This is a genomic window from Microbulbifer sp. ABF4_148 (assembly GCF_056158985.1).
The window spans coordinates 3295096-3317499 of sequence record NZ_JBSWUI010000001.1; the positions used below are offsets into that span (position 1 = coordinate 3295096).

Below are 22404 nucleotides of genomic sequence, written 5' to 3' on the forward strand. Positions count from 1 at the left end.
CAAGCTTTGGGGTTTCCTGATTTGATCGGGTCCATTAATGCCAGCGGTAACCGTTGGCGAACTCTCTATCCAGGCAAGATGAGACCAATGAACAAGAAATATTTGAAAGGAGCAGCACCGGTACTGGTGCTGGCGCTCGGTTTTGGGGTGGTACAGGTATTGAGCGCATCAAAACCTGCGCCCGAAAAAAAGGAAGAAGAGCAGCGCCTGGTATCGCTGATGTATTCACAGGCTCGTGAGGAGTCTGTCCATCTGGCGGTCAGCACTCAGGGGGAAGTCCGGGCCCATACCGAGATTGACCTGACCCCGCAGGTTTCCGGGCGTATCGTTGCGATCGCCGACAGCTTCGCTGAGGGCGCGGGCTTCAAATCCGGTGAGACACTCATCCAGCTCGACGACAGCGACTACAAGCTCGCCCTCGCACGCGCTGAGGCCGGCGTCGAGCAGGCCGAAGTCCTGCTGCTGCAGGCCGAGGCCCAGGCGCAGATCAAGCGCCAGCAGTGGCTGTCCATCAACCCGAACAAACAACCCACCCCGCTGCAGGTCAACAAGCCGCAGGTTGAAGAGGCCGAAGCGCGCCTGCGTTCCGCCAAGGCCGAGCTGGCTGACGCCAAGCTGAATCTGGCGCGCACCCGTATCAAGTTGCCGTTCCGCGGACGCGTGATCAGCCGCGACGTCGGTGTTGGTGAATATGTGACCGCAGGCAAGGCACTCGGTCGGGTATTTGCCACCGATCGCGTAGAGATCCGCCTTCCGCTGACAGATTCCCAACTGCAGGAACTGGACCTGCCCATGGGCTTCGTTTCCAGCGAAAAACGCCCGGGACCTGAAGTCACCCTCTCTGCCGCCGTCGGACGCGAAGTTCGCCACTGGCAGGGCCAGATTGTGCGCACCCAGGCAGCCGTCGACCAGCAGACCCGCCTGATCTATGCGGTAGCCGAGGTGAAAGACCCCTATGGCGCTGGCGCCAGCGACGGCGCCCCGCTCGCGGTGGGTCTCTTTGTGACCGCCGAGGCAGAGGGCGTAAAGCCGTACCAGGCACTGGTGATGCCACGTGACGCCCTGCGCAATGCCGACAAGGTCTACGTGATTGATGAAGATAATCGCCTCGACATCCGTACCGTGGAAGTCCTGTCCACATCGGAAAACCGTGTGGTGGTCGCTTCTGGCCTCGCGGATGGTGAGCGTGTGGTGACTTCGACTATTGCCAACGCCGTTGACGGCATGGAAGTCCAGCCGATCACCCAGCTGGCCCAGCGGTAACGGAGTAAGCACATGAATAGACTGATTGACTGGTGGGCGCGCAACCACGTTGCCGCCAACCTCGCAATGGTGGGCATCCTCGTGGCGGGCTTTCTCGGCTTCGGCATGATGGAGCGGGAAATGGACCCACAGGTACGCTTCCCCGGCCTGGAAATTGAGGTTTCATGGCCCGGCGCTGCACCACAGGAAGTGGAAGAGCAGATTGTTGCGCGGATCGAAGAAGCGGTCAGCGATCTCGATAATATCGAGTGGGTGCGCTCGACCTCAGCGGAAAGCTACGGTGGGGTCTACATTCTCGCCGAGAGTGACGTGGATTTCTCCCGCTTTATGAACGAGATCAAAATCCGCGTCGATAGTATTTCCTCTTTTCCACGCGATATTGAACCGCCTCAGGTGCGTCAGTGGGTAAACCGCAATGAATATATCCGCGTTGCCGTACACGGTGACCTGGGCGAGCGTGAACTGAAGCGACTGGCTGAGCAGTTACGCCGGGAAGCCGCTTCACTACCCGCCATTTCAGTGGTGCAACTGTTCGGCACCCGTATGGAGGAAGTCTCCATTGAGGTCAGCGAACAGGCGCTGCGTCGCTATGGCATGACGTTCCAGGAAGTCGCCAACGCCATTCGCTCAAACTCCATCAACCAGTCTGCGGGCACCGTACGTACTGAGGTGGGCGCCTATCAGCTCAAGGTCCGCAACCAGGCGGATAGCGAACAGGAATTTGGCGACATCATCGTGCGCCAGACTGCAGACGGCGGCACCATTCGAGTACGCGATGTAGCCAACGTGGTAGATGGCTTTGAAGATAACGAAATCCTCGCGACCCTGAACGGTGAGCCGGCAGTACTCCTGCAGGTCATGACCACCGAAACGATGGATATCGTCACCGCCTCGGACTCCATTCGCAAATGGATTGCGGAGCGCAGTGAAACCTTGCCCGGCGGCGCCCAGCTCACACTGTGGACGGACAACGCCGAAGACTTCAAGGGACGCATGAACACCATTGGTAGTTCAGCCCTGCAAGGTCTGCTGCTGGTGATGCTGGTGCTGGTATTCAGCCTGCGCCCGAAAGTGGCCTTCTGGGTCGCCGTGGGGATTGCCACCGCCTATGCGGGTGCGTTTGTACTGCTGCCCAGCGTCGGTGTCTCACTGAACATGCTCTCCACCTTCGCCTTCCTGCTGGTGCTGGGTATCGTGGTGGACGATGCGATTGTGGTCGGGGAAAGTATCCATACCGAATCCCACAACCCGGAGCATAAAAATTCACTGAGTGCTGCAGTGCTTGGCACCCAGCTGGTCGCCAAGCCGGTAGTGTTTGCGGTCGTGACAACGATCTTCGCGTTCCTGCCATGGCTCTTTATCAGTGGCTCCACCAGCGAATTTACTCGTCACATTACCTGGGTGGTAATCCTTGCGCTGGTATTCTCCCTGGTCGAGTGTCTGTTCATCCTGCCGGCGCACCTGCGTAACCTGAAGCCCCGCACCAAGCTCGGACGCTTCGGACGGGTACAAAAGCGCATTGCCGACAGCATCATCTACTTTGCACAAAACCACTATCGCGGCATCGGCCAGTGGGCAGTGGATCGTCGTTACCTGACCGTGAGCATCTTTGTTGCGGCGCTGATGATCGGCTTTGGCGCTTTCGGCAGTGGCTGGATCAAGAAAGGCTTTATGCCCGATATCGAATCCACTGAAGTCATCGTCAATGTGACCATGCCAGAAGGCGCGCCCTACAGCCGCGCACTGGAAATCCTGGCTCAGCTGCAACGCGCTGAAAAACAGCTGGAAGAAGAGGTCAATGAGCGTACCGAGGGTAAAGGTGCGCTGATCGAGAACTGGTACACCCGCTCCCGTCGCGACAGCGTCATGGCTATCGTGCAGCTGGCTCCCCCGGAAGTGCGCGACATGTCGGCAAAGGATGCCGCACTGCGCCTGCGTGAACTGATTGGCGATATCCCCGACGCAAAAGAAGTGTCAGTGCGCTACTCACTGAACGATAACGGCCCGGGCTTCGAACTTTCTATTCGCCATCCGGATCTCGACGTTCTGCGTACGGCTACGGCGGAGCTCGAAACCCAGCTGCGTACCTACGAGAGCCTCTACGATGTACGCAACAACCTCGAGGGTGCTTCCGAAGAAATTCGTATCGACCTGAAGCCGGGTGCGGCAAAACTCGGACTGACCCTGGCCGATGTGAACCGCCAGGTACGTCAGGCCTATTTTGGCGAAGAGGTCCAGCGTCTGCCCCGCGCGGGCCAGGACGTCAAGGTCATGGTGCGATATCCGCTGGAGGACCGTCGCTCGATCGAAAGCCTGAAGGACCTCCGCGTGCGCACCGCCGATGGCCACGAAGTCCCCCTGCTGGCGATCGCCGAACTGGAGTATGCCCCGGGCATCAAGCGCATCCAGCGCTGGAACGGCAACCGCGCGGCGCGCGTTATGGCGGACCTCAAGGATGATGTCCGTGGGGACATCATGAAGGACCTGAATGAAAACTTCTTCCCGGAGTGGGAGAAGCGTTACCCTGGCATCGCGCGTGGCTCTGTCGGCCAGGCGGAGGGCGAAAAACGCTTTATTCAGGAGGTGATGGGCCTCTACATCATGGCGTTCTTCGGCATGTACAGCTTGCTGGCAGTCGCCTTCCGCAGCTACTCCCAGCCCCTCCTGATTCTTGTGGCCATCCCGTTCGCCTTCCTGGGCGCAATTCTTGGGCACGGTGTCATGGGGATGACTATGGCGATCTTCAGCTACTTTGGTATCGCTGCCGCGGCCGGTGTTGTGGTCAATGACAACCTGGTCCTGATGGATCACTGCAATCGATTGCGCAGCCAGGGCATCAAAGCCATAGACGCGATTGTGGAAGCCGGTGTGGCGAGATTCCGTCCTATCCTGCTGACCACCATCACCACTATCGTTGGCCTGGTTCCGATGATGTTGGAGCGCAGTATCCAGGCGGCCTTCCTGCAGCCTATCGTAGTGGCTCTGGCCTTCGGGGTCTTCGTAGCCTTCTTCGTCACCCTGCTGCTGGTACCCGCCATGTATGCCATCGGGCTCGATATCGGCGCATTCGGCTCCCGGATTAAGCAATCGTTGCTCCGGACTGCACCAGAGAATAACGCCGAGCTGTCCCGCTCCTAACTGACCGTCCCCACCATGATCGGAGTGACGCTAGCGCTCCGGTCATGGTGGGGATACTCCCCCACTCCAGCCGTTCTGGCTACACGTCAATCTCCACGATACGGCTCCATCAAGTATCCCAGGGAATCCTCCCGTGCTACCTCTGCAACGGTGGTAAACATTGAAGGGATAATGTCCCTTCGGGTGATCACTTTGCCCTCCTGAAACGCAAAGTAGCTTTCCGTTACCAACCTGTCGTTATTATCGAGCGCCGCGAGATGTGGCCCACCCTGCCGGGTGTACGCGAGTACTGATCCCTTCTTGATCACCTCAAAGTTATGCCGATCAAATCCGCGAACAAACGAAAAGTCCTTTTGTGTATTTTCCTCAAAATCAAAATCAAACGCACAGAAGTATGGCAGCTTGAGGCGCGCGACCGTATGGAAGACCCGATGGCTACCGGTACCCAGTGGTTGCTCGGGATCCCTGATTAACAGGGATTCGAGATATTGATACAGATGCTCAACCCCCTCGGGCTCACCGGGCAACCCACACTCCAAGGTCACTGAAGGGCACAACTTGGCAAACGCATTCGAATTCACTTCATGGGGTTCGGTGAAGTAAATGACAATGTCAGTGAAGCCCCGGGCCAGCTGCAGGAAATCCTCAGAGGTCCGGTTCATACACGCATAGTAGGGATTTCTTCCAGTTGTATTATGGATATCAACACTGGCAATGACACCGCGCTCACGGGCATAGCGCACTACCTGCCGCGCCATATTGGCCTCAGGTGTTTCCCCTCCACCCCAGATACGATTGAAATCGGGCTGGCCGGGTAAATGCCGGACCCCTTGTGCCGCGGCTTCCAGATTACCGAAGAAAATGATGAGCGAGCGTGGCAAGGCACGCTCGCGATATGTCCGCAACAGCCGCTGCAAGGCGAAAAATCCGGTTGTCTCATTGCCGTGCAATAAGGTACTCAGCATCAGCGGCTCAGATGCCTTTCCTTCCAGAGACACCACCGTGGGGCCTCCCAATACACCCAGAAGCTCGCGCGGGTGATCGATGGTATAGAATGCCGCAGGCAGAGAATCCAGAAACCTAAGCTTCACTTTTCCACTCATGTACAGGAATGTCCTGCTTCTGGTACTGATAATAGGTTTCCAGCAATCGCTGGAAGTTGGGTCCGTGGGTATTGATAAAAGCCCGCTGCCAGTTCGAGCCATTCTGCCCGGTGATAACCCGTGGCCGGATGATTCTGGTTATATAGCGGTAAATGTCCTCCTGTTCGACGCCAAGGGACACCAGAGCCTCCTCTACCGGGCCGATAAGCACCTGCAATACCAGCTTCTGCAAATTCCAGGTCTTGCCATCGATCCAGGCGATTTCCGCATTAAGCCCGTCCTTGCATGCCCTGAGGAAGTTCTCCTTTACTGCGGCAAATGGCAGTTGATCTTCCGGGGGCTCTGGCAACCTGGCGAGATAAGTAGCAAGCCCAAGAAAGAAGGCCGTGTTGGCAACCACGTCGGGTATCGAGGGGCCCGACGAGGGTACCCGATGCTCAATGCGCAGATGGGGCGTCCCGTCCTCCCCGATGCCCACCAGAGGACGGTTCCAGCGCCAGATCGTCCCATTGTGCAGACGGAGGTGGCTGAGTTCATCCGGGCTGCGGTCGTAATTGTCCGGCAACAGTACCGGGTAACCTTCCAGGTTCTCGAGAAACAACTCCAGCAGGGATTCCCGCACATAGCCATTCCCCAGAGAGACCCGCTTGGCAACGGAACCATCGAGATTGCGGAAGCTGCCCAAATTCACTGCCTGCTCGAAAATCGGAATCCGTGTCTCACTCCATAACGCCTTGCCATATAAAAAGGGCGAGTTCGCCGCAACAGCGGCCATGATCGGAGAAGCAATGGTCGACGCATTGAAGAATCGTTTGCCTTCGGCAAGCGCAACTTGCAAGTGGACCTGCACTGAAGTCGCAGCGGCTTCCAGCATGATATCGGGATGAGAGACCTCCAATAATTCCTTGCCCTCGAGGGAAAGCACCAGTGGCCGATTGCGACGCATCTTCATAATGCGCTTATTCAACGCGAAGTAACGCTTGCTTGGGTAGATTTGATCGAGCGTCAGCATATTGGCGCGTATCGTCGGCAAGGACCCGATGGAGATCGCTCGCAACCCCATCGACTCCGCCTGCCTGGTGCAGGTGTTCCACAATGCAGACAGGTTTGTATCCAACTCGCTGAAAACGGTCGACTGAATCGCACTCGGAATGCTGTTTAACTCGAAGTTGAAACGGGAGATTTCTGGCACCACCAATTCATCATTGACCTTGGCCAAAAACGCCTCGCTCTCGGGGGCGGGCACAAAGTCACTATCGGTAAGCCATGCCTCCAACTCCAGCCCGCACATAGGCCTTTCCGGCACTTCAAAACGTTCCTGCTTGAACCAGCGGTTGAGAATATTGGTTTCGGTGCGTAAGCGACGCCGAAATTCCTGTTCATCGGCTTCGCTGAATTCAGTCGTATCAATTTCCTGACCCATCGCAATCTCCCTGGCCCTGCAGTGAAATGTAGATAAAGCCAGCATACTCCACACGTCTGGCGTTTCCGTACGCCGGACGTATTCCCTCACGCACTAATTGGCTTTCGAATGATCTAGATCAAGTCACGCTGTCTCCTCATTCAACATCTCGAACCGTGCCTGATGACCTCTTTGGCGCACGAATTACCTTCGACGATGCAGAAGAGGATTTATTCGCCTGCAATCGCCAGAGTCCGAATTACACACGCGCACTTCTCGTGACACCCAAACCCGCAAAATTGGTTAGGCCAATAATAAAAATCCAGACTATTAACAATGGCCTATAAATTCAGCATGATTGTCGCCAAAAATCCCCTAATTCAAAAAGACCCTTAATTTCAGCAACTTAATAATATTGGCATTACCAATATGTAACATTTATTTATTATTTGGTTGACAGAAAATAGACCGATTGGTTTAACTCGCGTTGCAGCAAATAACAACAGTCAAGCTGTATTCAAGATGAGGGAAATCAAACGATGAAAACGAATAAGAAATTCGACACGCACAGTGTGAAGAGGGATCTCAGCATACTGATGCTCTCGGCCTCCGCTATGGCCGCGCCCGCACTCATGGCGCAAGAGGCCACCGAACTCGAGGAAGTTGTCGCCGTCGGCATCCGCCACAGCCTTGAAGCTGCCGTCGACGCCAAACGCAATGACGACCGCATTGTCGACGCCATTGTTGCCGAAGATATCGGCAAATTGCCCGACAACAATATCGCCGAAGCACTGCAACGCGTCACCGGTGTGTCCATCAACCGTGACTTCGGCGTTGGCTCCGAAGTGTCCATTCGCGGCCTCAAACAAAACCGCGTCGAAATTAACGGCCGTTCCACCCTGGGCGATGGCCGTAATGGGATTAACTTCCAGGACTTCCCTTCTGCTTTCCTGTCCAAAGTCGAAGTGGTCAAGTCCCCTACCCCGGAAATGATCGAGGGTGCACTGGGCGGCACAATTAATCTCGAAACCGCACGTCCGCTGGACCTCAACGCGCCTGTGGCTGCCGTCTCTTTCCAGAGTGAGTACGCCGACAAAGCCGACAACTGGGCCCCGATTCTCAACAGCTCGGTGGGCAACAGCTGGGATCTCGGTGAAGCTGGCACCTTCGGTGCGATGGCCCTGGTCTCCCACCAGGATCGCACCCTGCGCCGTGACGAGTCCCTGTTGCAGCTGCAGGTAGGCCAGGTGGATTTCAACAATGACGGTGAGATCACCAGCGCCGACGCTGCGCAAAATACACCGAGCGGTAATTACGTTTATGGCCGAGAGCACACTTACAACCCGCGTACAGAACAACGCGAGCGCACTGCTTTCAATGTATCTCTGCAATGGGCCCCGGCATCCGAGCAGGGTTCGGTTTACCTGGACCTGAACGCCACTGAGCGTAGCGGTAGCCAGGAAGCCTTCTCCATCCTGCACGTTGGCGGCACGCCGGTCACGACGCCTGGCGTGACCTACGAAGATGGCAACGGCCAGCTACAGAACTTCACCTACGAAAGTGTATTGCCGATCCAGACTGCGGCTTCTGAGTTCCGTAATACCGACTCGTTCAGCCATGCATTGGGTGGTGAGTGGAACTTTACGGACCAGCTAAAAGTGTCTGCCGAATACAGCATGGCGGAGTCCGATACCTATACGCCGAAATCCGAATTCCGCTTCCGTGGCATCGAGCAGGCGCTGGAAGGTGATGGCCATCCGGATTCCAACCAATGGTATGTACCGGTAACTTTCACCAACAGTGCGAACGGTGCACCGGTAGTGGATTTTGCAGACGGCTTCGTGTTTGCCGATCAGCAGAATCAGGCCTTCCGCCGCTATGAAGACACCCGCACTTTTGTCGTCAACCAGGAAGATGCTTTCCGCTTCGACGTGGAATATGCCGAACCTTTTGGTCTGGAGTGGGTATCTGCAGTCAAGACTGGTGTGCGCTTTACCAATCGAGAGTTTGAACAGAACCAGCGCCAGTTCCGTCTGACCAATATCTATAAGGACCTGACCGATAGCGAAGGCAATCCGGATATTATCTGGATGGAAGATATCGCCGCGCAGTTCCCCGGCGTTATCCAGAACTACAACTTTAACGATGCCTTCGAACATACCGGCACCAGCGGCGCATACGATCTCGCCAACATCAATGCCTTTAATGTAAGTTTGCTGAAGAATCAGTCCGCCACCTTCGATATCGTGCAGCAGCTTCTGGCAGGCACCAACTACGAAGTGAATGGCAGTCTGGCAGACAACCTCGAGTACATGGAGAGTGGTTTCTCGGCGATTACCGAAGAGACATCAGCCATGTATGTGCAGGCGAATCTCGACTTCGGCGCCGTGCGCGCAGTCGTTGGTGGTCGTTACGTCGATACTGACATCGAATCCAGTGCGTATCAGGACGTGGACGGCGTTTCCGAAGTTGTCACAGACGGCACCAACTATGACGACTTCCTGCCCAGCCTGAATGTCACCTGGGATGTCAACGACGATACCCTGCTGCGCTTTGCGGCCGGCAAGGTGATGCGTCGCGCCGACTTCGGTGAGCTCAGCCCCGCTTACCAGTTCCGCGATGCATATATTGCTGCGGATCGCGGCAACCCGGCACTGGAGCCCTATCGTGCAACCCAGTACGACATCTCTGCCGAGCACTACTTCGGCGAGGGCAACATGGTGTCTGCGGCGCTGTTCTACAAGGACGTAGCCTCCTTCCTGAAGAGCACCTCTACCTGCGCCAACCTGCCTGAGATCGTGAGCACCCTGTCCAACACCGACGACTATGAAAAGATCTGTCTGTGGAATGCGGAAGGGCCAATCCAGTATGCCAACGAGAATACGCCAATCTCGGAAATGGGTATCGAAACCGACCTGGTCACCAATGGTGAGGAAGGCAAAATCCAGGGCTTTGAACTGGGCTACCAGCAGGCCTTCGACTTTCTGCCAGGCGCCTGGTCTGGCCTGGGCCTGACTGCCAACTACACCTACTCTGACAGTGAAGACCCGGACGGCGTACCACTGGAGGACATCTCCGAGAACACTTTCAATACGCAGTTGTACTATGAGTACGGCGCATTTGGTGTTCGACTGGCCTACACCTACCGTGACCGCTTCCTGGACAACAACGACACCAAGCGTGTTCGTCCACTGGGCATCAGCGTCGGTGCCAATCCGGATGACCCCACTCTGGGCAATGACTATCGCGAAGACCTGAAGCAGGTGGATCTGTCAGCAACCTACGACATCACCAACGACATTACCGTCGTGGCCAACGTCACCAACCTGACTGCCGAGCCCACCATCAATACCGGCGCTACCGGTACGGTATTCCAGGTAATGGAGACAGACCGTCGCTTTATCCTGGGCGTTAGCGCAAAGTTCTAAGTTCTCTCTCGAAACCACAGGATTCGGTTTCCAGCTTGGCCAGCTCAGTTTTTGAGCTGGCCTTTTTTATCAAGATCCACACCTGCAGACGTTCCTCCACCGCAGGTTCCACGCTCCCACCACACCTGCTGCACTTCTCCACGGGTATTCAGACCTTTAACGAGTAACCGGCAAAGTCAGCACCGGCACATTTTCCGCACCACCAGCCGTGATCGTCAGACGCACCAGAGAGGTCAGCAGCCCCAGGGTTCTCTTACTGGAAACATCTGTGTCCGCGACGTAGAACCAGTAGCCGCGATGCTGCACTGACAGAAATGCATCCTCGACGGGTTCTGGCGAAACCCGCACCTGAAGCATGGGTTCGGGCGTGTAGACTGCCGAACGGACGATGCCCTGATGCGCCGCCGGTATTTCCACCATGTTGGAGAGGTATTTCATTGCGCCGAGCACCGATCGCGTGGTGATCTCGATGGCTCCGGTATCGGCACCATTGCCGGGATCGAGCTCGTAGTAAGAAGCGCCCGGCGTCAGCTGCAGGAGATTGGCGACCGAACCCGCACTCCCGACCGTCCACGCCTGCGGCTGGAACGAAAGCATGTAGGAAGAAACCTGGGTGGTCAGGACGTAGCCCGCCCCCCGGGCCTCAAAGCGATAGCCCTGTTCGGCAGCAGCCAATACGTCAGCGGCGGAAGGCGGCTGCGCTGTGATCAGGGGTGAGACGTCTTCACTGTGTCTCCTCATCTCGATATCCACGAGCCCGATATCGTGAAGATGCCCCAACTGGTGAATGATGGCTCGGTAGGGCTCTGTACCTGAGGGGATACCGTCGACCTCGTCCACCATCAGTGTCAGGATCCGGTCAAGATCCCCGCCATACCGCGTCAACAGATACACGCTATCCAGCCCCGTTGGCGCAACCAGCTGTTGTGTAAACTTCTCATCCCGTTGCGGCACGAAGGTTACCGTCGGCGCCTCCGAATAGCGCACCTCAAAGTTTGGGGATGCCACCGCAGTGGTATCACCACCTTCTTCGCCCAATACCGCGCCCAATGAACCTCGCAGGTCCACATTCATCTGCGTGGAGATACCACTGACAGACAGGAATTCAGGCGCCTCGTCGTAGCGTAAATGCACCAGGTTCAGCAATTGCTCACGCTGGTCGCTCACCTGAACGGCCTTGTTATAGGCAATGCGTGAAGACCGCATCATATCGGGGCCATGCAGGCTGCAACCGGCTAATGCAAACATTAACAGGCAGCAAAGAAAGGAAGATTGAGGGGCGTTCACTCGCATTTGATCAAATATAGCCAAGCTGCAAACCGCGTGTAGGTTGCCATTCGGCGGATGCTCTGGCTATTTGCTGCTACCTAACTCGACGCGTCGTGCCGTCCAGTATTTGTCTTTCCAGTAGTAGTCACTCAAGCCTGAAATCATCACGCCACGCGAGGTCGAGGCATGCAGGAACTTGCCGCCTTCTATATAGATCCCCACATGGCGTAATCTACGACCGGTCTTGAAAAACACCAGGTCCCCGGGGCGTAGTTGGCTTCGGCTAATTTTCTTACCGACCTGAACTTGTGCACCGGTTGTACGCGGCAGCTGAATGTCAAAGTGCTCCTGATAGGTCAGCAGCACAAAGGCTGAGCAATCCACACCTTTCCGACTCATACCACCGAGCCGGTATCGGGTCCCCTTCCACGACTGATGCTGTCGATAAAGGCGATCTTTGACACCGGCAAACGGATCATTGAGGGGTACCGTGCCAGTGGAGGGCGCGCTATGCGGTATGCCTCTCCCTTCGGTGGGCGGGATTGACGACGCTACCGAATCAGAAACTGGCGCAGGCCGTTCACGTGCGGTACTGCAGCCAACCACGGCTATCGTCGTCAGCAACAACAGAAACCTGAGTATCCATTGCGTCATACGGCAAACCAAATTGCTTGTGGGCGCTAAACAGCTTAGGAGATACGCTTGCCAGGTCGACGGCTAGGTATGATTTGATGTCAAAACCCGACTCAATAACCAGCAACCAGACCAGGGAAGTTTACGGTCCCTAACAAAACGCCAGCTGAACCCCACCTACACTTGCTAAACAGCCTGACCTGCATCGCGCATGGCTAATGGATACCCGAATGCCGAGCTCTACCGAAAACCCAGAGTTTCCCGCGCTCAACACCGGCTACAACCAGACGTTTAAACCCGAACGACTGAGCCTGGGCCTGGTCGTACCCATCGAGCGCTACGATAGAAGCCCTGTTCCCGAACTGACCAACCATCTGGAGCGTGTACAACTCGCCGAGACCCTCGGGTTCTCCGCCGTATGGCTGCGTGACGTCCCATTTAACGTCCCCTCTTTCGGCGATGCCGGCCAACTGTTTGACCCGTTTGTGTACCTCGGATATCTCGCCGGAAACACCCAGCGTATCGCCCTGGGCGTGGCCAGTGTGGTGCTGCCACTCAGAAACCCTGCGCATGTCGCCAAATCGGCCACCAGTGTCGACGCGCTGTCCGGCGGCCGGCTGATCCTCGGCATCGCCTCCGGGGATCGCCCGGAAGAGTACCCGGCCCTCAACCTGCCCTACGAAAACCGTGGCGATCGCTTTCGAGAGAGCTACGACTATATTCGCGCAATGCGCGAAGACTACCCGGTGTTTTCCAATACCTGTGGGACCCTGCGCGGAACGATGGATATGCTGCCGAAACCGCAGGCAAGCACTCTGCCCCTGTTGGTGACCGGAGGCAGTCAACAAAGTACGGAATGGATTGCAGAGCATGGGGATGGTTGGATAGTCTATCCGCGAGACGCGGCGACCCAGAGCAAAATCATCGGCGAATGGCGCAAGCGTATTCAGGAAGCTGGAGGGCCGGCCAAGCCCGTAATGGAACCGCTGTATATCGACTTGCTGCACGATCCCGATGCGCCGCCCCAGCCGATTCACCTGGGACTGAGACTGGGCGTGCACGCCCTGACGGCCTATCTGCAGTCACGCAGGGACCTGGGTATCAACCATGTCGCACTGAACCTGCGGTTCAACCAGGCGGACATAGAGGAAACACTGTATACGCTGGCCGACCAGGTTCTACCCAATATCAATCGCTAGAGAGAGCGCATGTCCAAAACAATTTTGATCACCGGATCGACCGATGGTATCGGCTATGAAACTGCGAAGCTGTTACTGGCTCAGGGTCACCATGTATTACTGCACGGGCGCACGGAACAAAAGCTCCAGAAAGCCCTGGCAGAACTCTCGCCCATGGGCAAAGTGGATGGCTATATCGCCGACTTGACGCAAATGGATGCGGTCAAGTCACTCGCAGCCGCCGTCTCAAAAGATCACCATAGTCTGGATGTCCTGATCAACAACGCCGGCGTCCTGCAGGTACCGGGTCCAACCAGTATCGATGGCATTGATATTCGTTTTGTGGTCAACACGATTGCGCCCTACCTCCTCACCAAAGCACTGATGCCGTTACTCAGCAAAAATGGACGGGTCATCAATCTGGCGTCTGCCGCCCAGGCCCCGGTGGATCTCGACGCGCTGGCAGGAAATGGCTCAGAAATGGAAGCCATGGAAGCCTACTCACAGAGCAAACTTGCCCTCATGATGTGGACATCGGCGCTCGCCGATGCACTGGCCGGTAAACCACCTGTGGTCATCGCTGTGAATCCGGGCTCTTTACTCGCCAGTAAAATGGTGAAAGAAGGCTTTGGCATCCCGGGGAAAGATCTGAGTATTGGCGCTAACATCCTGGTGCAAGCTGCAACATCTGACCAGTTTGCCAACGCGGCCGGAAAGTATTTTGACAATGATTCCGGCCAGTTCGCCCTACCGCATCCTGCAGGTCGTGATATAGCGCGCTGTCAAAAAGTCAAGAAGACTATTGAAGGCCTTGTCGACTAGAAAACCCTTTGTGGGTATTCACGGAATACTCACGGTTACTCCCCATTTGTTCCGGTCTCACCACTGGGATAACATCGTCCTTTGTGTACAAATACACGAAATATCAAGATATCCCCATTTGGATCCGCCGCGTAAATGAATCCCTAGAAATGTAAGGAATCACTCCAAACTGCAATGCAGCATCATAACAGGCGTCTTCGCCCCAACAGCCCGATCTCAGGAAAAAACCGTGTGATGCTAGCGGGCGTACAATGAAAGGACCGAACCCAAACTGGAGCCTATACAGTCCGCTTGTCAGCGCCATTATTCAGGCCGGGGAACATCTGGGCGCACCGGTTGATGCGCTGCTGGTAAAAGTAGGGATCGATAAGCACCTGCTAAAAGATCCGGAGCAACGATTTAGCGTGGCCCAGGTGATGCGCCTGTGCGAGTTGATCGCTGAGCACAGCCAGGATTTTGACCTCGGGATTTTTGTTGGGCGGATCGGCTATATCAACGGGCTGAACCTGCAGCTGTACATGTCGACGGTATGCCAGACCTTTCGCGAATACCTCAACCTGATGCCCAGTATCCTGCGCACCACCGGAGATATCGGCGAGGTGGCGATGCGAGCCGATAAACAATCGCTCAAACTGGAGTGGCAACCACTCTGGCAAGCCAGTGCACAACAGCGATTTCTGAGTGATATGGTGCTGACCAATGCAGCTGCCATTGTGAACTCACTGTGCATTCTGCCGGTTCCGGTGCAGCAGGCCCATTTCACCTATAGCGAGCCAAAGGACCTGACTCTGCTGCGCACGATTTTCGGTGACGATCTGCACTTCGAACAGCCGGTCAGCGGGCTCTACTTCTCCCGCGAGAGCCTCGACTACCCGCTCACACGCCTGCTGGGCAAGCTGAATACGAGTTTTGCGCGTCCGGTGGAGCACCTGCTGCAGGCAGATGAGCCACCGGATGTCTTCCTGACCCAGTTACGCCAGACAATACTGCAGCTGCTACCCCGTGGTGAAATCAGTATCGATCGGGTGGCGGAATCCCTTAACCTTTCCCGTCGTACCCTGCAGCGCCGCCTGTCGGAACGTGAAACCCAATTCCTCCAGGTGCTGCAACAGATCCGCGCCGAACTGGCAACGCGCTACCTGGCGGACGAGCGTCTCACTGTCACCGAAATTGCCTTCTTGCTCGGGTATAGCGATCAGAGCTCATTTTCTGCGGCGTTCAAGTCGTGGCATGGGATTTCTCCTCTGGAGCATCGTCAGCGCTAGCACGCCAATCACCCGCTCCGCTTGCCTTCCCCGCACCTCTGCCTCCGCTGCCGACCATTTCAATGGCACCAATTCCCATACGAATGGCATCTAAAATTGGGCATCTACTGGCCCTCTCAATCCATAGTTCACTACAGTCTGCGGGGCCATCTGCTTTGCCGAACGCATAAAGAGAACATATTGAGAGATTCAGCGATGGCTTTAGATTTTGATAGTGCTCGTTTATCCAACCCTCACCTGACCGCCGATCATGAACAGTGGCGCGCACAACTACGCCGCTTTATCGACCGAGAGATCCTGCCTTACGCCGCAGAATGGGATGAAGCAGGACAGATCCCCGACGCGCTCTGGCCCAAAGCCGCAGAAATCGGGTTACTCGGACTGGGCTATCCGGAGGAATATGGCGGCGTCAGTACTGGTACCGATATCTGGCACCACAATATTGTCGGTGAAGAAATGGCACGCTCTGGTGTCGGCGGCATTGGCGCCACCTTGCTGGTACACGGCATCGGCTTGCCACCCGTCGTTAACTTCGCCACTGATGACATCAAGCGCGAAGTAGTGCCAGCCGTATTGAATGGCAGTAAACGCATTTCCCTGGGCATTACCGAGCCCAGTGGCGGTTCCGATGTCGCCAACCTGCAGACCAGCGCACGCCGCGAGGGCGACCACTATATCGTCAACGGCTGTAAAACCTTTATTACGGGCGGCATGAACGCCGACTGGACCACCACTGCTGTGCGCACCGGTGGCGAGGGCCCTGGCGGGGTCTCCATGCTCTTAATCCCGATGGATGCCGAGGGCGTCTCCCGCACGCCGCTGGAACGCAAGCAGGGCTGGTGGTGTTCAGATACGGCCACCCTCTACTTCGACAACGTCAAGGTCCCCGTCGATCACCTGGTCGGTGAGGAGAACCTCGGCTTCCTGGTGATCATGAACAACTTTAACGCCGAACGCATGGCCCTGTGCGTGAGCATGGAAGCCAGCGCGCGGGTATGCCTCGAGGAGGCCGTGAACTGGGCACAGCAGCGCCACACCTTTGGCAAGCCCCTGTCCAAGCATCAGGTCATCCGCCACAAGATTGCCGAAATGAAGCAGCGCATCAACGCCTGCCAGGCCTACATCAACCACTGCACCCGGGAAATGATCGAAGGCACTCCCAACCCCGGCGACATCGCTTTGCTGAAAGTCCAGTGCAGCCAGACCATGGAGTACTGTGCGCGCGAGGCCAGCCAAATTCTGGGCGGTGCCAGCTATCTGCGCGACAACCGGGTCGAGCGTATTTACCGTGAAGTCCGCGTGAATGCCATCGGTGGTGGCTCGGAAGAAATTATGCGCGACCTGGCTTCGCGCCAGTATGGAGTCTGAACCAATGACGATTAAAGTGTGGCACTGCCATAACGCCCGCTCACTGCGTGTGCTCTGGGCGCTGGAGGAGATGGGCTTTGACTACGAGGTGGAAGTCCTGCCCTTCCCCCCGCGCTTTCTGCAGCCGGAGTTTCTCGAAGTGAATCCGCTCGGGACTGTGCCGTATATGGTCGATGGCGAGACACATATGACCGAGTCTTCCGGTATTCCCCTGTACCTGGTCGAGCGCTATGGCAAATATGAGTTTGGCGTGAGGCCCGACCATCGCGAGTACGGTGACTATCTCAACTGGTTGTTTCAGAGCGACGCCACCCTGACCTTTCCACAGACCGTGTATATCCGCTATACGTTTATGGAGCCCCCCGAGCGCGGGCTCGCCGAGGCAGCCACAGACTATATGAAGTGGTACCACGCCCGCCTGAAAAGGCTCAATCATTTTCTGGCGGATGGCCGAGAATTTCTGGTCGGCGAGCGCTTTACCATTGCCGATATCGCCATCACGTTCGCCCTGCACCTGGGCGAAGTCCTGAAAATTGATGAACGTTACAAGCCACAGGTACGTGACTACCTGAACCGGATGCGCGCCCGTCCTGCCTTCCAGAAAGTGATGAAAATTGGCGAAGACAGCAGCGCGTTTTCAATAAGGCCTAACAATAATTTCACCGGAATGTTGCCACCGAAGCGATAGAGGGAATCTCGATGAAACTCACCCCGGAACACGAAGCCATACGCCATACCATTGCCCAGTTTATCGATAAAGAAATCAACCCTTACTGCGATCAGTGGGAAAAAGACGGCATATTCCCCGCCCACACCCTGTTCAAGAAAATGGGCAATCTCGGCCTGTTGGGTATTGCCAAACCTACCGAGTATGGCGGTATGGGGCTCGACTACAGCTACCAAATCGTATTCTCCGAAGAACTGGGACGTATCGCCAGCGGCGGGGTCTCCATGGCCATCGGAGTACAAACCGATATGGCAACACCGGCAATGGCAAAGTTCGGCAGCGACTATATCCGACAGGAGTTCCTGACCAAGGCCATCTCCGGTGATGCAGTCTGTTCCATTGCAGTCAGCGAACCGCAGGCCGGCTCCGATGTCGCCAATATTAAAACCACCGCGGTAAAAGACGGATCCGACTATGTCATCAACGGCAGCAAGATGTGGATCACCAACGCGACCCAGGCAGACTACCTGTGCCTGCTGGCCAATACCGGTGGCGATAATCCACACCTGAGCAAGTCCCTTATTGTGGTCCCCACCAAAACCCCTGGTATCTCCTTCTCGGAAAAACTCGACAAGCTCGGTATGCGCTCCTCCGATACCGCGCAGATCTTTTTTGATGACGTACGCGTACCGCAGCAAAACCTGATTGGGGAAGAAGGCATGGGATTCGCCTATCAGATGATGCAGTTTCAGGAGGAGCGCCTGTATTGTGCGGCTGGTGGCCTCAAGGCCATGGAGCATTGCATCAACAGCACTATCGAATACACCCGCGAGCGCGTTGCCTTTGGCAAGCCGTTACTGGACCAGCAGGTGATCCATTTCCGCCTGGCCGAATTACAGACCGAAATCGAAGCCCTGCGTGCGCTCACTTATGACGCCGTGGAAGGCTATATCCATGGGGATGATGTCACCCTCAAGGCATCCATGGCCAAGCTCAAAGCCGGCAGGCTGCAGCGTGAAGTGACCGATGCCTGCCTGCAGTACTGGGGTGGCATGGGCTACATGTGGGACAACCCCGTTTCTCGCGCGTACCGCGATATGCGCCTGGCCTCCATTGGCGGCGGTGCTGACGAAGTCATGCTCAGTATTATTTGCAAGAAAATGGGCACGCTTCCGCGCGGCTAACCGCTCTCTCTAGCGATCCAAGAACAATGACAACAGGAAGACCGTAATGGCGGTGATCGAATCCCAACTAGATACCCAGTCCGCAGCATTCCAACAGAACGCGGCCGTGATGAATGCAGCCGTCGAGGAATTTCGCGGCATTGAACGTCGCGTGATTGACGCAGCGCAGGCCAAGGCGCCGCGCTATTTGAAGAAAGGCTTTATCTCTCCAAGAGAACGCCTGAGCTTGCTGCTGGACGCAGGATCCCCGTTTCTCGAACTGTCGACGTTGTGCGGCTACCTGCAGGAAGAAGACCTGGATGGCTCCGCAGCAGGCGGTAGCTGCATCGCCGGTATCGGCTATATCGCCGGCGTGCGTTGTATGGTTTCCATTGATGACTTCCTGACCAAGGGCGGCAGTATCACCCCGCTGGGGGGCAAGAAGCGCATGCGCTCCATGCAACTGGCCTTTGAAAACAAATTGCCCATGGTCGTGCTGGCACAGAGTGCCGGCGGCAACCTTAAACTCATTGGGGACTTCTTCGGCGAATCCGGTGCAGGCTTTGCCCAGCAATGCCGTATGTCGGCCGCCGGTATTCCTCAAATTACCGTGGTACATGGCAGTGCGACCGCGGGCGGCGCCTACCAGCCGACCCTGTCTGACTACCTGATTCTGGTGCGCAAACAATCCACCATGTATCTGGCCGGCCCTCCCCTGCTGAAAGCCGCCACCGGTGAAATTGCCACCGATGAAGAGTTAGGGGGCGCCGAGATGCACAGTGAAATGGCCGGCACCAACGACTATCTGGCAGAAGACGATGCCGATGGCATTCGCATCGCCCGAGAAGTGATGCAAAAGCTCGGCTGGAACAAGAACCAGCCCCAGCGTGCCGAAGTAACTTATCGCGAGCCGCTCTACGCCGCCGAAGAGCTCCGCGGCATCATTCCCGAAGATCCAAAGACGCCCTTCGATATGCGCGAAGTGATTGCACGTATCGCCGACGGCTCAGATTTTCTGGAGTTCAAAGGGCAACTCGATAGCGGCACCCTGTGTGGCCACATTGATATCGAAGGGTATCCCTGCGGCGTCATTGGAAACAACAGCCCCATAACCGCCAAAGGTTCAGTCAAGGCAGCGCAGTTTATCCAGCTGTGTGAGCAATCGGGCACACCCCTGCTGTTCCTGTGCAACACCACGGGTTTTCTGGTGGGTACAGAGCCGGAGCAAGCCGGCATTATCAAACACGGTGCCAAGTTTATTCAGGCGGTAACCAACTGCACCGTACCCAAGATTACCATGCTCGTGGGCGGTTCGTACGGCGCCGGCAATTACGCCATGGCGGGCCGCGGCATGGATCCGCGCTTCCTGTTTGCCTGGCCGCGCAGTGTGGTCTCGGTCATGGGCCCCGCGCAAGCCGGCAGTGTTTTGCGCCAGGTGGCGGAAACCAAAATGGCACGCATGGGCGAAATCACCGATGAAATGCGTGAGATGGTCGACGCCCTGGAGAAAGACACCATCCAAACCATGGAAGCCAAATCGAATGCGCTTGCCAATACCGCACGGGTTTGGGATGACGGCATCATCGATCCCGCCGACACCCGCGCTGTGGTGGCCTTTGCCCTCAGTGTTTGCCGTGAAGCCGACGAACGTACCATCAATACCAGTACCTTTGGTATCGGTCGCTTATAAGCGCTCAGTTGAGGATTCATCATCATGCGAAATATGACCAAAATACTGATCGCCAACCGCGGCGAGATTGCCGTGCGGGTGATCCGCACTGCCCGCGACCTGGGCTACCGGACGGTCGCCATCTACAGTGAGGCCGATGCCAACGCCCTGCACGTCCGGATTGCCGATCAGGCCGTATGTATCGGCCCGGCACCAGCCAGCGAGTCCTATCTGTCGGCTGACAAGATCCTGGCCGCTGCGCGGCAGACGGGCGCCGATGCCATCCACCCTGGCTATGGCTTTCTCTCAGAAAATGCGGACTTCTCCGAGGCCTGCGAAGCGCAGGGCATGGTATTTATTGGCCCCCGCAGTGAAGCCATTCAGCTCATGGGCAGCAAGCGGCTGTCCAAGCTGGCCATGCTGGACGCCGGAGTCCCCTGCATCCCCGGGTATCAGGGTGAAGACCAGTCTGACGAAACCCTGTTGTCCAGGGCAGAGGAAGTCGGCTTTCCCCTGATGGTCAAGGCATCCGCCGGCGGTGGCGGTCGTGGTATGCGACTGGTGACAGGGCCGGATGAGCTTGCCGAGCAAATCCGCACCGCGCGCTCCGAAGCGGAAAGCGCATTTGGCAGTGGCGAGCTGATTCTGGAGCGCGCCGTCATTGAGCCGCGCCATATTGAGATACAGGTATTTGCCGACGAACACGGCAATGCCGTCTATCTGGGTGAGCGCGACTGCTCCATCCAGCGCCGTCACCAGAAGGTGGTCGAGGAAGCCCCCTCCCCCTTTGTGGACCCCGGCCTGCGCCAGCGGATGGGCGAGGCCGCAGTGAACGCTGCCAAAGCCTGCAACTACCGTGGTGCCGGCACCGTCGAATTTCTGGTCGACAAGGACAAGAACTTTTACTTCCTGGAAATGAATACTCGCTTGCAGGTCGAGCATCCGGTGACGGAACTCATCACCGGCCAGGACTTGGTGGCCTGGCAATTGAAGGTCGCCGCCGGCGAGGCCCTGCCACTGACACAGGACCAGATCGCATTGACAGGCCACGCGGTGGAAGTGCGACTCTATGCCGAGGACCCGCGCAACCAATTTATGCCACAAACCGGCATGGTACGCGCGTGGAACTACCCCGCACGCGCCGGTATCCGGATGGACCATGGCATTCAGGCCGGACAGGACATCAGTCCCTACTACGATCCAATGCTGGCCAAGGTCATCGCCTACGGCGACAACCGGCCAGACGCCATTCGTCGGCTGGCTTCTGCCGTACAAGACACCCAACTATTGGGCGTCAACAACAACAAGCTGTTCTTGCACAATATTCTGCGACACGAAGTATTTGGGGCTGGTGCGGCGACCACCGCCTTTATTGAGCAGCATTTTGCAGACGATGCGAGCGTGCAACAGAAGCAACCGTCCACTGCCACCCTGGCAAAAGCGGCATTGCTCTACCTGCAGCAGAACATCGACGCAGGGCCACAAGCCGAGCCCAGTTGGAGCCGCGCGATCAGCCCGGAGACCGTCTTCAAGCTCTCTTTCGATGGGCAACCCAGCACCATCACCATTCAAGAGCAGCCGGGCCACTACATCATCAGCATCGGCGAAGAACGCGTGGAGCTCGCACTGATTGCATTCGGCAATCAGCAATGTGCGTATATCGAAAACGGGATCCAGGAAACCCTGCATTACGTTTTCGACGGAGACACCCTGTATCTGGATGACGGCAGTGGCCACTTTATCCTGGAAGATGTCACCTACCAGCCAGCCACCACTGCCAGCAGTGCGGCCAGTGGCCAGGTCAAGGCGACGATGGATGGCGCCATTGTTGAAGTACTCGTCAGTGAGGGCGATTCCGTGGAAGCCGGCCAGACCCTAGTAGTACTGGAAGCCATGAAGATGGAGCATCCGCTAAAGGCCGGGATGAGTGGCACGGTGTCCGGGATCAGTTGTGAGGCAGGCCAGCAGGTTAAAACCAGACAATTACTGGTGAGCGTAGAGAGTGCCTGACACACATTCTCTGAGAGACCAACCAT

At 56.7% G+C, this 22404-nt stretch carries 15 protein-coding genes; 11 read left to right on the forward strand and 4 right to left on the reverse strand.

Annotated elements, in window-relative coordinates; genetic code table 11:
• Positions 1-87 precede the first annotated feature (87 nt).
• Positions 88-1263 carry an efflux RND transporter periplasmic adaptor subunit gene (locus ACXAD0_RS14545; RefSeq protein ID WP_475089276.1) on the forward strand — a complete coding sequence of 392 codons (1176 nt, stop codon included), beginning with the start codon at positions 88-90 and terminating at the stop codon, positions 1261-1263.
• Between the two features lie 12 nt (positions 1264-1275).
• The gene (locus ACXAD0_RS14550) at positions 1276-4401 is read left to right on the forward strand and encodes an efflux RND transporter permease subunit (RefSeq protein WP_475089277.1); all 3126 of its coding nucleotides are present in this window, start codon (positions 1276-1278) and stop codon (positions 4399-4401) included.
• Between the two features lie 86 nt (positions 4402-4487).
• Here the strand turns inward: ACXAD0_RS14550 and ACXAD0_RS14555 are convergent, their stop codons facing one another.
• Positions 4488-5492, reverse strand: a complete 1005-nt coding sequence (locus ACXAD0_RS14555; RefSeq protein ID WP_475089279.1) for a M14 family metallopeptidase — start codon at positions 5490-5492, stop codon at positions 4488-4490.
• Positions 5482-6927 (reverse strand): glutamate-cysteine ligase family protein, encoded by a 1446-nt coding sequence (locus ACXAD0_RS14560; protein WP_475089281.1) that lies wholly within the window; start codon positions 6925-6927, stop codon positions 5482-5484. Before ACXAD0_RS14560 ends, ACXAD0_RS14555 begins: the two co-directional genes overlap by 11 nt.
• Positions 6928-7445: 518 nt before the next feature.
• Between ACXAD0_RS14560 and ACXAD0_RS14565 the strand changes: the two genes are divergently transcribed.
• Entirely contained in the window at positions 7446-10334 is a 2889-nt protein-coding gene (locus ACXAD0_RS14565) for a TonB-dependent receptor (protein WP_475089282.1), read from the forward strand.
• 156 nt (positions 10335-10490) lie between these two features.
• On the opposite strand, the gene ACXAD0_RS14570 is transcribed toward ACXAD0_RS14565, so the two are convergent.
• Both ACXAD0_RS14570 and ACXAD0_RS14575 read right to left on the reverse strand, forming a co-directional pair.
• The gene (locus ACXAD0_RS14570) at positions 10491-11582 is read right to left on the reverse strand and encodes a hypothetical protein (RefSeq protein WP_475089283.1); all 1092 of its coding nucleotides are present in this window, start codon (positions 11580-11582) and stop codon (positions 10491-10493) included.
• A 105-nt stretch (positions 11583-11687) separates the two neighbouring features.
• On the reverse strand, positions 11688-12257 hold the full coding sequence (locus ACXAD0_RS14575) for an NlpC/P60 family protein (RefSeq protein WP_475089284.1): 570 nt from the start codon (positions 12255-12257) through the stop codon (positions 11688-11690).
• A gap of 209 nt (positions 12258-12466) precedes the next feature.
• On the opposite strand from ACXAD0_RS14575, the gene ACXAD0_RS14580 reads away from it, so the two are divergent.
• From ACXAD0_RS14580 to ACXAD0_RS14615, 8 genes are all read left to right on the forward strand, one after another.
• Entirely contained in the window at positions 12467-13435 is a 969-nt protein-coding gene (locus tag ACXAD0_RS14580; protein WP_475089285.1) for an LLM class oxidoreductase, read from the forward strand.
• A 9-nt stretch (positions 13436-13444) separates the two neighbouring features.
• Positions 13445-14236 carry an SDR family NAD(P)-dependent oxidoreductase gene (locus ACXAD0_RS14585; RefSeq protein ID WP_475089286.1) on the forward strand — a complete coding sequence of 264 codons (792 nt, stop codon included), beginning with the start codon at positions 13445-13447 and terminating at the stop codon, positions 14234-14236.
• Between the two features lie 251 nt (positions 14237-14487).
• Entirely contained in the window at positions 14488-15501 is a 1014-nt protein-coding gene (locus tag ACXAD0_RS14590; protein ID WP_475089287.1) for an AraC family transcriptional regulator, read from the forward strand.
• A 195-nt stretch (positions 15502-15696) separates the two neighbouring features.
• On the forward strand, positions 15697-16869 hold the full coding sequence (locus ACXAD0_RS14595; protein WP_475089288.1) for an acyl-CoA dehydrogenase family protein: 1173 nt from the start codon (positions 15697-15699) through the stop codon (positions 16867-16869).
• 4 nt (positions 16870-16873) lie between these two features.
• Positions 16874-17557 carry a glutathione S-transferase family protein gene (locus ACXAD0_RS14600; protein ID WP_475089289.1) on the forward strand — a complete coding sequence of 228 codons (684 nt, stop codon included), beginning with the start codon at positions 16874-16876 and terminating at the stop codon, positions 17555-17557.
• An 11-nt stretch (positions 17558-17568) separates the two neighbouring features.
• Positions 17569-18720 (forward strand): acyl-CoA dehydrogenase family protein, encoded by a 1152-nt coding sequence (locus ACXAD0_RS14605; RefSeq protein ID WP_475089290.1) that lies wholly within the window; start codon positions 17569-17571, stop codon positions 18718-18720.
• A gap of 46 nt (positions 18721-18766) precedes the next feature.
• Positions 18767-20389 carry an acyl-CoA carboxylase subunit beta gene (locus ACXAD0_RS14610; protein WP_475089291.1) on the forward strand — a complete coding sequence of 541 codons (1623 nt, stop codon included), beginning with the start codon at positions 18767-18769 and terminating at the stop codon, positions 20387-20389.
• 24 nt (positions 20390-20413) lie between these two features.
• Entirely contained in the window at positions 20414-22378 is a 1965-nt protein-coding gene (locus tag ACXAD0_RS14615) for an acetyl/propionyl/methylcrotonyl-CoA carboxylase subunit alpha (protein WP_475089292.1), read from the forward strand.
• Positions 22379-22404 lie beyond the last annotated feature (26 nt).

Coding starts and splice junctions, on each gene's coding strand:
- ACXAD0_RS14545 (WP_475089276.1), top strand. CDS start 88: ATGAACAAGAAATATTTGAAAGGAGCAGCACCGGTACTGGTGCTGGCG.
- ACXAD0_RS14550 (WP_475089277.1), top strand. CDS start 1,276: ATGAATAGACTGATTGACTGGTGGGCGCGCAACCACGTTGCCGCCAAC.
- ACXAD0_RS14560 (WP_475089281.1), bottom strand. CDS start 6,927: ATGGGTCAGGAAATTGATACGACTGAATTCAGCGAAGCCGATGAACAG.
- ACXAD0_RS14565 (WP_475089282.1), top strand. CDS start 7,446: ATGAAAACGAATAAGAAATTCGACACGCACAGTGTGAAGAGGGATCTC.
- ACXAD0_RS14570 (WP_475089283.1), bottom strand. CDS start 11,582: ATGTTTGCATTAGCCGGTTGCAGCCTGCATGGCCCCGATATGATGCGG.
- ACXAD0_RS14575 (WP_475089284.1), bottom strand. CDS start 12,257: ATGACGCAATGGATACTCAGGTTTCTGTTGTTGCTGACGACGATAGCC.
- ACXAD0_RS14580 (WP_475089285.1), top strand. CDS start 12,467: ATGCCGAGCTCTACCGAAAACCCAGAGTTTCCCGCGCTCAACACCGGC.
- ACXAD0_RS14585 (WP_475089286.1), top strand. CDS start 13,445: ATGTCCAAAACAATTTTGATCACCGGATCGACCGATGGTATCGGCTAT.
- ACXAD0_RS14590 (WP_475089287.1), top strand. CDS start 14,488: ATGAAAGGACCGAACCCAAACTGGAGCCTATACAGTCCGCTTGTCAGC.
- ACXAD0_RS14595 (WP_475089288.1), top strand. CDS start 15,697: ATGGCTTTAGATTTTGATAGTGCTCGTTTATCCAACCCTCACCTGACC.
- ACXAD0_RS14600 (WP_475089289.1), top strand. CDS start 16,874: ATGACGATTAAAGTGTGGCACTGCCATAACGCCCGCTCACTGCGTGTG.
- ACXAD0_RS14605 (WP_475089290.1), top strand. CDS start 17,569: ATGAAACTCACCCCGGAACACGAAGCCATACGCCATACCATTGCCCAG.
- ACXAD0_RS14610 (WP_475089291.1), top strand. CDS start 18,767: ATGGCGGTGATCGAATCCCAACTAGATACCCAGTCCGCAGCATTCCAA.
- ACXAD0_RS14615 (WP_475089292.1), top strand. CDS start 20,414: ATGCGAAATATGACCAAAATACTGATCGCCAACCGCGGCGAGATTGCC.